The sequence below is a fragment of the uncultured Agitococcus sp. genome (assembly GCF_937920075.1).
Taxonomy (GTDB): Bacteria; Pseudomonadota; Gammaproteobacteria; order Pseudomonadales; family Moraxellaceae; genus Agitococcus.
On sequence record NZ_CALETI010000138.1, the window covers coordinates 1 to 12,858 of the forward strand.

The 12,858-nt window shown below is 39.8% G+C and carries 14 protein-coding genes; 3 read left to right on the top strand and 11 right to left on the bottom strand.

Annotated elements, in window-relative coordinates; genetic code table 11:
* The 4 genes from Q0212_RS05125 to Q0212_RS05140 all read right to left on the bottom strand — a co-directional run.
* Positions 1 to 903 (bottom strand): FKBP-type peptidyl-prolyl cis-trans isomerase N-terminal domain-containing protein (locus Q0212_RS05125; RefSeq protein ID WP_297923178.1); only part of this gene is annotated, 903 nt, incomplete at its 3' end.
* Positions 904 to 1,038: 135 nt separating this feature from the next.
* The gene (locus Q0212_RS05130) at positions 1,039 to 2,082 is read right to left on the bottom strand and encodes an AI-2E family transporter (protein ID WP_297923181.1); all 1,044 of its coding nucleotides are present in this window, start codon (positions 2,080 to 2,082) and stop codon (positions 1,039 to 1,041) included.
* 56 nt (positions 2,083 to 2,138) lie between these two features.
* On the bottom strand, positions 2,139 to 3,665 hold the full coding sequence (locus Q0212_RS05135; RefSeq protein ID WP_297923184.1) for an NAD(P)/FAD-dependent oxidoreductase: 1,527 nt from the start codon (positions 3,663 to 3,665) through the stop codon (positions 2,139 to 2,141).
* Positions 3,666 to 3,779: 114 nt separating this feature from the next.
* A complete protein-coding gene (locus tag Q0212_RS05140; RefSeq protein WP_297923187.1) occupies positions 3,780 to 4,643 on the bottom strand; it encodes a metal-dependent hydrolase in 864 nt (287 codons plus the stop codon).
* A gap of 120 nt (positions 4,644 to 4,763) precedes the next feature.
* Here Q0212_RS05140 and Q0212_RS05145 point away from each other — a divergent pair, with 120 nt between their 5' ends.
* Positions 4,764 to 5,510 (top strand): hypothetical protein, encoded by a 747-nt coding sequence (locus tag Q0212_RS05145; RefSeq protein ID WP_297923189.1) that lies wholly within the window; start codon positions 4,764 to 4,766, stop codon positions 5,508 to 5,510.
* Positions 5,510 to 6,874: an MATE family efflux transporter gene (locus Q0212_RS05150; protein ID WP_297923192.1), complete on the top strand. Its 1,365-nt coding sequence runs from the start codon at positions 5,510 to 5,512 to the stop codon at positions 6,872 to 6,874. Before Q0212_RS05145 ends, Q0212_RS05150 begins: the two co-directional genes overlap by 1 nt.
* On the opposite strand, the gene tusA is transcribed toward Q0212_RS05150, so the two are convergent.
* From tusA to purU, 3 genes are all read right to left on the bottom strand, one after another.
* Positions 6,871 to 7,110, bottom strand: coding sequence for a sulfurtransferase TusA (tusA, locus tag Q0212_RS05155; protein ID WP_297923195.1), 240 nt, complete (start codon positions 7,108 to 7,110; stop codon positions 6,871 to 6,873). The two genes, Q0212_RS05150 and tusA, sit on opposite strands and share 4 nt — an antisense overlap.
* 159 nt (positions 7,111 to 7,269) lie before the next feature.
* Complete coding sequence (locus Q0212_RS05160; RefSeq protein WP_297923198.1) at positions 7,270 to 8,511, bottom strand: MFS transporter; 1,242 nt, start codon at positions 8,509 to 8,511, stop codon at positions 7,270 to 7,272.
* A gap of 7 nt (positions 8,512 to 8,518) precedes the next feature.
* A complete protein-coding gene (gene purU / locus Q0212_RS05165) occupies positions 8,519 to 9,388 on the bottom strand; it encodes a formyltetrahydrofolate deformylase (protein ID WP_297923201.1) in 870 nt (289 codons plus the stop codon).
* 232 nt (positions 9,389 to 9,620) lie between these two features.
* Here purU and Q0212_RS05170 point away from each other — a divergent pair, with 232 nt between their 5' ends.
* Positions 9,621 to 10,139 carry a porin family protein gene (locus tag Q0212_RS05170; protein ID WP_297923204.1) on the top strand — a complete coding sequence of 173 codons (519 nt, stop codon included), beginning with the start codon at positions 9,621 to 9,623 and terminating at the stop codon, positions 10,137 to 10,139.
* Between the two features lie 111 nt (positions 10,140 to 10,250).
* Here Q0212_RS05170 and Q0212_RS05175 read toward each other — a convergent pair whose 3' ends face one another.
* The 4 genes from Q0212_RS05175 to Q0212_RS05190 form a co-directional block, all read right to left on the bottom strand.
* Positions 10,251 to 10,439, bottom strand: coding sequence for a hypothetical protein (locus Q0212_RS05175; protein WP_297923207.1), 189 nt, complete (start codon positions 10,437 to 10,439; stop codon positions 10,251 to 10,253).
* 256 nt (positions 10,440 to 10,695) lie between these two features.
* Complete coding sequence (gene ilvC / locus Q0212_RS05180; RefSeq protein WP_297923212.1) at positions 10,696 to 11,712, bottom strand: ketol-acid reductoisomerase; 1,017 nt, start codon at positions 11,710 to 11,712, stop codon at positions 10,696 to 10,698.
* A gap of 143 nt (positions 11,713 to 11,855) precedes the next feature.
* Positions 11,856 to 12,347, bottom strand: a complete 492-nt coding sequence (gene ilvN / locus Q0212_RS05185; RefSeq protein WP_297923215.1) for an acetolactate synthase small subunit — start codon at positions 12,345 to 12,347, stop codon at positions 11,856 to 11,858.
* 2 nt (positions 12,348 to 12,349) lie between these two features.
* The coding region (locus tag Q0212_RS05190) for a thiamine pyrophosphate-dependent enzyme (protein WP_297923218.1) at positions 12,350 to 12,858 on the bottom strand (509 nt) is incomplete at its 5' end.

A 12,858-nucleotide genomic window follows, 5' to 3' on the forward strand; every position in this document is an offset into this window, starting at 1 on the left:
GGGGACGCCTTCCGCACGGAGGAGGGAGAGGAGCTCCCGCAGACAATAAGTGAAAAGGGAGAGATCTCCCCTGACCTCTTTTATCAAAGCATTTATTAACAACGTATCTTTTTGGAAACGAAGCTCAAAATCTCTTGAGTATATCGGGCTTGATATATTTTCTTCTTCTATAGAAAAATAGACTCCAGGCACGGGAATTACTGGAATTACATATGATAGAACCTTAGCTAAATTATAGGATAACGGGCGACGCCCTGTCTCCATATCATGGAAAGAAAAATTGAAGCTTCCTGAGCTACCGTAGAATTTAGGTGACAACGTGAATTTTTTCGAAATAGAATTAGATTCTAAAGATATCTGAAGGAATGATGAGAATGAAGACAGCTCTTTTTCGAGCGCGATAGTCAAATATGCGGACGCCCCTCTCTGGAACAGGTCTTGCAGGACCGATTCAAACGATTTGCATGCGCTTTTAAAACGGTTAATAGACCCAACTGGAGCGGTGCCCTTATCAAAGTCGATATGAGAACGAAATTCAGAATAAGACCTCACTAAGCTCGATAACGCAATAGCTAGCGGAACATATACTTTTGCAGAAACACTCCGCGCGTTATCAAGATAAGAGTCACGAATTTTTTGCTCATAAGCCATCAAAATCGTTTTCATGTCCTCTTCTTTAATAGCAGGCTCTTTTTTGGCATAAGCGTCCTGAAAGCCTTTGTTATAGCTTTTTGCATCTAAATTAGGCACTTGATTAGACATTGATTTAGCAGTCATATAACCAATACTGTAAGCTGCTTTAGCATCTTCACTTTCTAATTTTTTTGGGGGTGGTTTTGGGCCATCACAAGCAGCTAATAAAACGGCGGCACTGATACTGGCAGCTAATAATAATTTATTCATTGAACGACATTCCTAAATATCTCAGGCTATAACAGCCCCTGATTAAAACAGAGCTTCTGAGTACAAAGCTCTAAAAATAAAAGGCGCAAAATACACGATTCGCGCCCTCTGAGCTAGTCTTGTTTACACAGATTATTATAACTGGTGCAAATTACTGGGCTTTTGTTGTACTTGATCCCATCTATGCCATTCCGCTTTAAGCCACGCATAAAAAACTGGAGCTGCAACTACACCTACCAAACCTAACAATCGTTCCATGACCATCATACACAATAAAATTTCCCATGCTTTGGCATTAATTTGTGTGCCAACAATACGCGCATTAATAAAATACTCTAATTTATGCACCACAATTAAAAAACCTAATGCCGCTACCGCCACCGCAAAAGAATGACTTAAACTAATAATGGTAATGACGGTATTAGAAATTAAATTACCAACCACAGGTAATAAACCTGCGATAAACGTTACGGCAATTAGCGTTTTAATTAAAGGCAACTGTACACCAAACATGGGCAAAACTACCGCCAAATAGATACCTGTTAATGTAGTATTTAAAGCAGATATTTTAACTTGGGCAATTGCCACCCGCCAAAATGACTCACGTAGAGCTATCACCTGATTGAGTAAGTTTTGTGTCACAGTGCCAAAACTACTTGAGCGTGTGGCATCACTGACCGCAATTAACGCCCCTAATAACACGCCAAACAAAGCCAAACCAATGCCTTTTAATGCCCCTAAACCAAAGGTGCCAATTTCAGTAGCATGGGTACGCAACCAATCACTGAGTTTTGTTAATAAATCACTTTGTTGTGGAATAGCATTACTGATTTTTTCAGGTAACCATGAGCGTGCTGAATGTAAAATTTCACTCATTTTAATCATTAACTCATGGACATCGGTGGTTGCTTTGAGCATCGCATGAATACCTGCTCCTGCGCCAACCAACACTAACACGACTAACGCTGTGACCAAGCTTGTTGCTATCCATTTTGAGCGAATTGAGCGAATCCGCTCATCAACTATTTTGTCCGAAAAGCGCGTAACCAAACAAAAGGCTAATAATCCAGCATAAATCGGTACTAATAACCCTAATTTGACAGCAACTATAAAACCAATAGCTACTAGCACAAAGGACAGAAAACGCGCATTTTGTGATGAGGACAACCATGTGTTCATACACTAAGTCCATGAAAAAGAAATAAAACTCAGCTTAACATGATTATTTGTTAAGATTATGTGATGATTTTCTGTTTTTTGGTACGCACACCTTTTTGATATTTTGCCCCGACTCGCTCATAATCATCATGATTAAAAAAGGCAGTACGTAAACGATATTCCCACGAAAAACCCGGCCATAGGGTTGAGTTTTTACCTTCTTTGGTTAAATACCAACTCTGGCAGCCTGTTGTCCAAACGGTATATTTCATTCGACGTTGAATCATTTTATTAAAACTATCTTGTGCTGATTTTTTAATATCTAAATATTTAAACGAAAGATCAAACAAGGTTTTGGTGTAGTTGAGGACATATTCTATTTGTCCTTCTAAATAGACTAATACTGAGGTATGCCCTGCTGCCGTATTTGGCCCCATCAATAAACACAAATTAGGATAACCGTTAATATTAATGCCTTTATAGGCTTCACTACCTGTTGTCCATTCCGTCATTAACTGACGGTTATCTAAGCCTGTGATTGGAAATGGACTACCTGCAACATTGACTTGAAAACCTGTGGCATACACAATGGCATCAACAGGATAATGTTCGCCTAATTGACTATGAATGCCTGTGCTATCTATCTTTTTTATACCGTTGGTTACTAACTGAACATTATCACGCTGCATCGCTGGATAATAATCATTAGAAATCAGCATCCGCTTACAGCCCACTTTATAATCTGGGGTTAATTTGCTACGCAAGGTATTGTCTTTAATGGTTTTTAAGTGCAACTCTCCCAACCATTGCATACTTTTTGCCAGTGGGCTATTCCAAATTAAAGCCATCGACATGGCTTCTGCCCCCCAATAAATGCCATAACGTAAGGCTTTGCGTAAATTAGGATGATCGGCAAATTCTTGTTGTAAATGTGCCGAAAAATGCGTATCCCATTTAGGCATCACCCATGCAGGAGTTCGTTGAAACACCACTACTTGCGCTGCTGTTTTGGCCAATTCAGGAATCAATTGTATCGCACTCGCACCTGTGCCAATCACAGCCACTTTTTTACCTGCATAATCAAAGCTTTCATGCCAACGTGCAGTGTGCATGATCTTACCTTGAAAGCTTTGTTGACCCTCAATGACAGGATAGCTTGGCTTGCTTAAACCACCATTGCCCATAATTAACAACCGACAGCGTACCGTACAACCATCAGCTAAAGTCACTGTCCATTCACCTTTTGTTTCATTAAAACTGGCGTTGACTACTTCGGCATTAAATAAAGTTTTAGAAGCAAGTTTATGTTTTTGCGCACAATGTAATAAATATTTTTGAATTTCTTTTTGGGGAGCAAAGGCTTTAGACCAATGGGGATTGGGTTCAAAAGAAAAAGAATATAAATGAGAAGGCACATCACACTCAGCACCAGGGTAAGTATTATCGCGCCATGTTCCACCAAAGTTATTGGCTTGCTCTAATATTAAAAAATCATTAAAGCCTTTTTGCTGCAAACGAATGGCTGTGCCAATGCCCGCAAAACCAGAACCAACAATCACAATAGGGGTAAAAATATGGCGTTCAGGAAATTGTGCAGCACTCATTATTAACACTCTTCTTTTTGGACTGACGCAATTATTTAACAGCAATGCGTCCTTCGTTATTCTTATAAAAACAAAAAGGCGGGAAATTCCCGCCTGTAGATTAACGCTTATCTATTAAGCTGCCAATGATTTTTTATCACCTAAATATTGCTTCAACAAAGTTAAACCTTTTTCTCTTAGCTCAGTACTATCTCTCTGATTAGGATGAAAATTAGGGCTATAATAAGCCAAATAATGTGGCAACATTCCCCTAAAAAAGCCTTTGCGTCCAATCAATTTATTTAAACCTTTGGCTATAGCCTTAATATTACGTTGTTCACCAGAGGCTCTTAATAATTGAACGGTATGTAAACCTGTAAAAAAGCTAAATAAAATCGTAGTTGCCGCCATTTCACTGGTGCGCGTCCAATAATTACCTACCGTCGCCTGATAAACATCATAAGCAACAGCTTTATGTTCACTCTCTTCAATTGCATGCCATAACCATAATGGTTTTAAACGCTCATCAATACCATCTAAAAATTCGGGATGCTCCAAAATCATTTCGGCAAACATCGCAGTAAAATGTTCTAAAGCACAGGTTTTGGCCAACATACGTTGCTTAGAAAGATTTTTTTCTTCAAAAGCAATCGCATTTTTTACAAATTGATCAATTTGGGCAATAGGTAAACCTTTACGTGCCATAAATTCATTAAACGCTTGATGCTCTTTGCCATGATGAGCTTCTTGACCAATAAAAGCGCGAATTTCTTTTTGCAACACAGGGTCTGTCACTTGGTCTTGATAATGACGCACCGCACGCATAAACATCCGTTCGCCCTCAGGAAACACACAAGACAAACCCGTTAATAACATGGTCAGCATGGGGTTATTATCAAACCAATATTTGGGAATTGCATCATCAAATTCAAAGTCCATACGACGTACGGGAATATTAGCTGTACCTACTGGCGTGACTGTGCTTGCATAGTTTGACATTTTACACCTCTGAACAATGTTATACTTGTGTCTATGATTGCAGTATCCTGCAAACTCTCCTTTAACGTAATAGACTATCGTGCCAAGTTACAAGTCATATTAGGCCAAACCTGATTTCTTATGCATAAAAAAACTGAACTTTATACTTTTGAAACCAAGAACACGATTGCCCTTCAATTTAATCATGATGCGATTCAAAGTGTGATGCGCAAAAGTGATCCTTTTGCTTTAGAGTTTGAATACACTCAAGCAATGATGGCTTTTTTACCTTTGTATGAACAAATTGACCACTTACTATTAATTGGTTTGGGCGGTGGCTCTTTATCCAAATTTTGTTATAAACAATTACCCGATAGCAAAATAACGACGGTTGAAATCAGCGCGGACGTGATTAGTCATCGGCAATTATTTCAAGTACCTGCTAATAACAAACGCTTTAAAGTGTTAGAGGCTGATGGTGCAATTTATGTGCAAAACAAAGTTGATTTTTGCCAAGTGATTTTATTGGATGCTTATGATGGTGAAGGAATGCCTGATGCTTTTGACGAACAATTTTACCAATACTGTTATCAAGCGTTACATGAACAAGGCGTGTTAGTCGTCAACTTGTGGCGTAAAGATGCCTATTTTCGCCGTAATCTTGACCGCATCCACCGTAGCTTTAATGAAAAAACCATTACCTTAAAATGTCAAAGTGGCAATGAAATTGTCTTTGCCTTTAAAAATAAACAGTTAGCCGAATTTGATGAGGTATGGAAGCAAGCGTTAATTTGGCAAAAACAGACTCAAATTAACTTTCCACAATTTTTAGAAGAGTTGGTTTTAAGTCCAAAAAATACATGGTTTTATAATGGACGTGCCGATTAATGCAAAACTCTACATGGCGTGATGAATTAACTGCACTCAAAACCCTAATGGCGCCGATTTTAATCACCCAACTTGCCCAAGCGGGCTATGGTTTTATTGATACGGTGATGGCTGGCCAAGTTTCCCCTTTAGACTTATCAGCAGTGGCCATTGGCTCTAGTGTTTGGCTGCCATTATTTTTATTAATTTCGGGCATTGTCATGGCCACCACCCCTTTAGTTGCTGCGGCTTATGGAGCAAAACAATTTAGCGAGATTCCACGCATTACTCACCAAGCCTTATGGTTGGGTTTAGGCATTGGTTTGTTGGGGATGTTGGTTATTCAACATATTAGTTTTATTTTTCCTTTATTAGATGTGCCAGCCCATTTACAAGCCAAAACTGAGCTGTATTTACAGGGGGTGTCTTTTGGCATGCCTGCGGTAGCCATTTTTTGCGTATTACGCTTTTATAGCGAAGCTTTAGGCCACACCAAACCGATTATGTTGATTAGTCTTTTAGGGATTTTATTAAACATTCCTGCCAACTATGCATTTATTTATGGCTGGTGGTTTATTCCCAAAATGGGCGGTGCGGGTTGTGGTTGGGCTACTGCTATTGTCATGACAGCAATGATGTTGGTTTTGTTGGCTTATGTGTTATGGTCAAATTCCTTTAAACAAACCCGTTTATTACAGCATTATTTTAAACCCCATTTAGCCACCATTTGGCAAATTAGCAAATTAGGTGTGCCGATTGGTGCAGCGATTTTTTTTGAAGTAAGTTTATTTTCATGTATTGCGGTGTTGGTTAGCCCTTTAGGTGAATTGTTTGTAGCAGCTCATCAGGTGGCTTTATCAGTGACTTCGATGCTGTTTATGGTGCCATTAAGTTTAGCGATTAGCATGACCATTCGCGTCGGTCAGGCTTATGGTCGCAAAGATATTCACGGCATTTTATTAACACGACAAGTTGGCTTTATCACCACGACAACGATTGCTTGCTGTTCTGCGTTGTTTATTATTTTTTGTAGTGATTACATTACACGTTTATATACGCCCGACAGCCAAGTGCAAAAAATTGCTGCGGAGTTATTGTTATTTGCCGCGGCTTATCAAATTTTTGATGCTTTACAAGTGGGTGCAGCAGGTTGTTTACGGGGCATTCAAAATACGCGTAGCCCAATGATTATGACGCTGATTGCTTATTGGATTGTAGCTTTGCCTGTTGGCTATGGCTTAGCCATGTGGCCATTATGGCATGGCCAAGCGTTAGGTGTTTACGGCTTTTGGGTGGGTTTGGTCGTTGGTTTAGGCGTGGCTTGTGGCTTATTAAATTGGCGGTTAAATAGTAGTTTAAAGCGACTCAAAAAACTGTGGTCTTAGTTACCCTTTTCAATTACATAATAAAACTCGCCATTATCTTGTACGGTTTGTTCTACCAAACGATGACGTAAAAACTGGCAAAACTTAGGAATATCGCGTTGTGTTGAGGGGTCTGTGGCATAAACTGCTAACAGCTCTCCTGCCTGCATTTGACGAACGATTTTATGTAGCATCATCACAGGTTCTGGACAGTTTAAACCACGCGCATCTAATTGATGTTTAATTTCTAAAGTCATCGTTTTCTCTTTTCGCAGGCTTTTAGCCAATTTTCTCGTCAAAAAAAATCGTAGAATGGGTTGACGTAGGAAACCCATTATTTATCAAGATGCTTGATGGGTTTCGTTCCTCAACCTATCCTACTAAAAACTCTCTCTTTTACAGAGCGATGGATTTCTCTAAGCCTTTAACCAACGTCCCCACAACACCACAGGCCATAAAAACACTAAAGCTAATGCCGCAGATATTAAATAATAAGCGGTATAACCAACACTATGCGCCAAGAATCCTGCTGCCAAACTCGCTGAACCACCAAAAATCGTTAAAATACTCACTTGAATGGTAAAGTCTGTGCCTGCATGTTGATGTCGAGCATAGTCCATCACTGCCGCCAATAAAGCGACAATTGCCATACCACTCATAAAATGCTCAATCGCGTTAATGGCATAAATTTGCCACAATACCACTTGTTGATGCTCTTGCCATTGCCACGACAAATAGGCATAACACGCTACACCAAAAGCCTGAGCCACACCAAAATACAGTAATGATAAATAACGCCCTAAACGTTTAACCCACCATCCTGCCAAGGCTGCACCTAACAGCGTTGCCACCGAACCAATGACACTGACAAATAAACCAATTTGCTCAAGCTTTAAACCCATATCAACAAACATCGGTTTAACCATCGCCGAGCCTAAACTTTCACCCACTTTATAAGTGATTAATACGCCAAGCCACGGTTTAAAACCTTTTTGCGCCATAAAACTGATGAATACTTGATGATAATTAACATCATGGTTTTCTTTGGCTGTTTTGGGTTTAGCGTGTTCTTTATAAAACCAAATCGGCAAAGAAATCAGCAAAAGTAATGCGGTCATCAACAAAAATGCCGCTTGCCACTGCCAAACGCCGACTAAATATAATAAAAAGCCACCACCAATAATCAACCCTAAACGATAGCCAGCCACTTGTAGGCCATTACCCCAACTACGTTCTTCATAGTTAAGATTGCGTACCGCTAGGCCGTCTGTGGCCACATCTTGACTAGCTGCCACCAAATTGAGCAAAAACATCAATGCCAAAAAATAAATAAGACCTTGTTGTGTAGCCAAACTTTTTGGCTCAAAAAAAGCAATCGCCAATAACAGCAACATAGATAACAACTGCATGGGCAAAATCCATGTTCGTGATTGGCCTATGCGTGTTGAATAATATTTATCAATGTAGGGCGCCCACAAAAATTTTAATGCCCACGGAATCGCTAATAAACTGGTAAAACCAATCACTTTGAGCGACACATCATAACTACGCAAAATGGCAGGTAGCCCCTGACTAAAAATGCCTGTTGGTAAACCTTGCGCCATATACAAGGTCAACAATACCCAAAAGCGTTTATCCGCCCATAAATGATTGGTCATAATTTATTTACGCAAAAACAATGGTTTTATTGCCATGGACAATCACACGGTCCTCTAAATGCCAACGCACCGCACGCGCCAACACATTTCTCTCTACATCTTCACCCAACTCGCGTAAGGTCTCGACATTATCACCGTGGGACACTCGCTCAACCGCTTGTTCAATAATAGGCCCTTGATCTAAATCAGCCGTCACATAATGCGCGGTTGCACCAATTAATTTAACGCCTTTATCGTAAGCTTGTTGATAGGGATTTGCGCCCACAAAAGCTGGCAAAAACGAGTGATGAATATTAATAATTTTATGTGGCCACTGACTGACAAACTCCGCGCTCAAAATCTGCATATAACGCGCTAACACCACTAAGTCATTATCTTTGAGCAAGGCTTGGATTTGTGCTTCTGCTTCTTGTTTATTGTCTTTAGTCACTTGTACCACATGAAATGGCACATTAAAACGTTCAACAGATTCTTGCAAATCTGCATGGTTACTAATCACCGCAGTAATTTGGCAAGGCAAACCACCGCGCGACCAACGCCACAATAACTCTAATAAAGCATGATCATATTTAGACACTAATACCGCCATTTTTTTGACATCATCGGCATAACTTAACTGCCAAGTCATGTTATAGCGTTTAGCAACAGCTTCTTCAAAAGTCTGAGCTAATACTTGTTTAGATAAATCTAAATGCGGCGTTTGAAACTCCAAACGCATAAAATATGTGCCACCTTCAGGTGCTGTGGAGTATTGGTCTAAAGCGGTGATATTTGCACCATGATTATAGAGAAAATTCGATACTGCACTGACAATTCCTGCTTTATCAGGACAAGTAATTAACAGACGTGCAGTACTCGCATTTATAGAAGCTTTCATAAAAAATTTTGACCTTATTCAATCATTTTAAGACGATTATTAGCGCATAGTGTACAATAAACCAAGCTTATATGTATTTTGTGAAATCTTTGCCTTGACAATAAGCCATTTTTTGCAAATTATCGCTATAACTTTTAAGGCTGACGATTTTAATGGTTTTTAACATTTTCGTTATCAATAATTTCGTTTGTCTCCACTTTGGAACTACCACTAACAACATGCAGGAAGAACAATGAAACGCCTCACTGTTGCTTTATTAGCTGCTGCTATCAGCACCCCTATTTTGGCCGCCGAAAAACCTTATGTCGGCATTGATTATCAATTGGGTACTTTTACTCAAAGAAATACAGACGTTAACCCTGACACCATTCGCTTACGTGCTGGCACTGAAATTAATAAGTCTCTTGCCGTAGAAGCACAAGCTGCTTTTGGTACTGGTGGGGATACCTATGTTGCAACGGGTAATGTTAAATATGACATCAAAGTTGACAGTTTTTATAGTATTTTTTTAAAACCACAACTACAAATTAGCAAAAGCATCACTGCTTATGGCTTATTAGGTGGCACATATATAGATGTATCTGCCTCATCAGCTGGCAAAGCAGATGACACAGGATTTACCCATACATTTTCTTATGGTGCTGGTGCTGATTTTGCCATCAAAAATGGTATTCGTTTAGGTGCCGATTTTATTCAATACATGGATGACTACAACGCTATTAGTGTGGGTATTCGTATTCCCATTCAATAATCATGTACGCCTCGCTCTTAGTAAATTAAGAGCGAGGCTTCATTAGATCTGTGTTACTTTTTCACGTCTTGTTAGCTTGTCTGTGTTTTTATATCCCATCACTAAAAAACTTTAACGTTTACCCATAGAACGACGTGTGCCATGTGGCGGTCTGCTGGGACGTTGGCTAAAACGATCTTTATTTGGCTGTGGATAATTAGTCGCTTCTTTTTTGCTTTGCAAAGATTCAGCCAATAACGCTGTTAAGGTTTTGGTGGTTTGAGGACTTTGCTCTGCGGAGATATTTTCTGAGGTATTCATAATTTACTGCTAAAAACATAATTGAGTCAGTTTAGGACTTACACGGTTATCGCTTATTTATTCGCATTTAAACCATTTTTAACGGTTTTATGCTCACAAAACATGCGTACGTCATGAATTATACGCCACACATCTTAGGAGCTGTTGACCTTATAAGCAGCAAAACATAAAAAAAGCGTACTATTTTGCAGTACGCTTTTCCAAAAACAGACTAGCATTATCTTTTTGAAACAATGCTAGTCGTCATGCGACTTAATTAGTTGCGAGTTTGGTCAACTAATTTGTTTTTGTGAATCCAAGGCATCATCGCACGTAATTGAGCACCAACTTTCTCAATTGGGTGATCAGCATTTAAACGACGACGAGCGGTCATTTCTGGGTAGTTTGTACGACCTTCTAAAATGAAGCGTTTTGCGTATTCACCGTTTTGGATGTTACGTAAACATTCACGCATTGCTTCACGGGCTTGAGTGTTAATAACACGTTGGCCAGTCACGTACTCACCGTATTCAGCATTGTTAGAAATAGAGTAGTTCATGTTAGCGATACCGCCTTCATACATGAGGTCTACAATCAATTTCAATTCGTGTAAACATTCAAAATAAGCCATTTCTGGAGCATAACCTGCTTCAGTCAATGTTTCGAAGCCCATTTTTACTAATTCAACTGCGCCACCACACAATACAGCTTGTTCACCAAACAAGTCAGTTTCGGTTTCTTCGCGGAAGTTAGTTTCAATAACGCCACCTTTTGTACCGCCGTTAGCAGCAGCATAAGATAAAGCGATTTGTTTAGATTGACCAGACTTGTCTTGGTAAACAGCAATCAAGCTTGGTACACCGCCACCTTTTAAGTATTCAGAACGTACAGTGTGGCCAGGACCTTTTGGAGCTACCATAATAACGTCTAAGTCAGCACGTGGTACAACTTGGTTGTAATGTACGTTAAAGCCATGAGCAAACGCTAAAGTTGCGCCTTGCTTGATGTTTGGCTCGATGTCGTTACGGTAAACTTCTGGAATGTTTTCGTCTGGCAACAAAATCATTACAACGTCTGCGCTTTTTACAGCTTCAGCAACTTCGGCAACTTTAATGCCAGCTTTTTCAACTTTAGCCCAGCTTGCGCCGCCTTTACGTAAACCAACAGTCACGTCAACACCAGAATCTGTTAAGTTTTGTGCGTGAGCATGGCCTTGAGAACCGTAACCAACGATAGTCACTTTTTTGCCACGGATGATAGATAAATCGGCATCTTTATCGTAATAAACTTGCATGAGAATTCCTCAACAAAAACTAAGAAAGCTTGCTGCTTTCTGATTGGGGTGAATATATTCCCTCCCCTAATTTAGGGGAGGGTCAGGGTGGGGTCTAAAATCCCCCTTCCCAACCTCCCCCTTAATAAGAGGGAGGAGTAACATTAAATACTTAACACTTTCTCGCCACGAGCAATACCAGACACGCCACTGCGTACCACTTCTAAAATCGTGGTTTCGGATAAAGCTTCGATAAAGGCATCGAGTTTGTCAGATGTACCTGCTAACTGAATGGTATAAGTTGTTGAGGTAACATCAACAATTTGACCACGAAAAATATCAGCAGTACGTTTAATTTCAGCGCGAATTGCACCAGTCGCTTTGACCTTAATGAGCATTAATTCACGCTCAATATGGTCGCCTTCGCTGAGATCAACCACTTTCACCACTTCAACTAATTTGTTGAGTTGTTTGGTGACTTGCTCAATTTTATGGTCATCACCTGATGTGGTTAAGGTTAAACGCGATAAAGTAGCATCGTCAGTTGGTGCAACGGTTAAGGTTTCGATGTTGTAACCACGTTGACTAAACAAACCGACTAAACGTGACAATGCGCCCGCTTCGTTTTCAATTAATACAGAAATAATATGGCGCATGATTAAGTACGCTCCGTTTTCGACAACCACATATCACGCATAGATTGGTTAGCAATCAACATCGGATAAACGTGTTCAAATTGGTCAACATAAACATCCATAAACACTAAACGATCTTTCATAGCAAACGCTTCACGCATTTTGCTTTCTAATTCGTTAGGATCGGTAATTTTCATGCCAACATGCCCATAAGCTTCAACTAACTTAACGAAGTCAGGTAAAGACTCCATATAAGAATTAGAATGACGGCCTTCGTATTGCATATCTTGCCATTGCTTAACCATACCTAAAGCACGGTTGTTCAAGTTTAAAATCTTGACAGGCAAGTTGTACTGCAAACAGGTTGACAATTCTTGGATGTTCATTTGAATTGAGGCTTCGCCAGTAATACAAACGACCGGTTGATCTGGGAATGCCATCAAACAACCCATGGCTGCAGGCAAACCAAAACCCATGGTGCCTAAACCACCAGAGTTAATCCATTGACGTGGACGATCGTATTTGTAATACA

Coding starts and splice junctions, on each gene's coding strand:
- ilvC (WP_297923212.1), bottom strand. CDS start 11,712: ATGCAAGTTTATTACGATAAAGATGCCGATTTATCTATCATCCGTGGC.
- Q0212_RS05150 (WP_297923192.1), top strand. CDS start 5,510: ATGCAAAACTCTACATGGCGTGATGAATTAACTGCACTCAAAACCCTA.
- Q0212_RS05135 (WP_297923184.1), bottom strand. CDS start 3,665: ATGAGTGCTGCACAATTTCCTGAACGCCATATTTTTACCCCTATTGTG.
- Q0212_RS05130 (WP_297923181.1), bottom strand. CDS start 2,082: ATGAACACATGGTTGTCCTCATCACAAAATGCGCGTTTTCTGTCCTTT.
- Q0212_RS05140 (WP_297923187.1), bottom strand. CDS start 4,643: ATGTCAAACTATGCAAGCACAGTCACGCCAGTAGGTACAGCTAATATT.
- tusA (WP_297923195.1), bottom strand. CDS start 7,110: ATGACTTTAGAAATTAAACATCAATTAGATGCGCGTGGTTTAAACTGT.
- Q0212_RS05170 (WP_297923204.1), top strand. CDS start 9,621: ATGAAACGCCTCACTGTTGCTTTATTAGCTGCTGCTATCAGCACCCCT.
- Q0212_RS05145 (WP_297923189.1), top strand. CDS start 4,764: ATGCATAAAAAAACTGAACTTTATACTTTTGAAACCAAGAACACGATT.
- ilvN (WP_297923215.1), bottom strand. CDS start 12,347: ATGCGCCATATTATTTCTGTATTAATTGAAAACGAAGCGGGCGCATTG.
- Q0212_RS05175 (WP_297923207.1), bottom strand. CDS start 10,439: ATGAATACCTCAGAAAATATCTCCGCAGAGCAAAGTCCTCAAACCACC.
- purU (WP_297923201.1), bottom strand. CDS start 9,388: ATGAAAGCTTCTATAAATGCGAGTACTGCACGTCTGTTAATTACTTGT.
- Q0212_RS05160 (WP_297923198.1), bottom strand. CDS start 8,511: ATGACCAATCATTTATGGGCGGATAAACGCTTTTGGGTATTGTTGACC.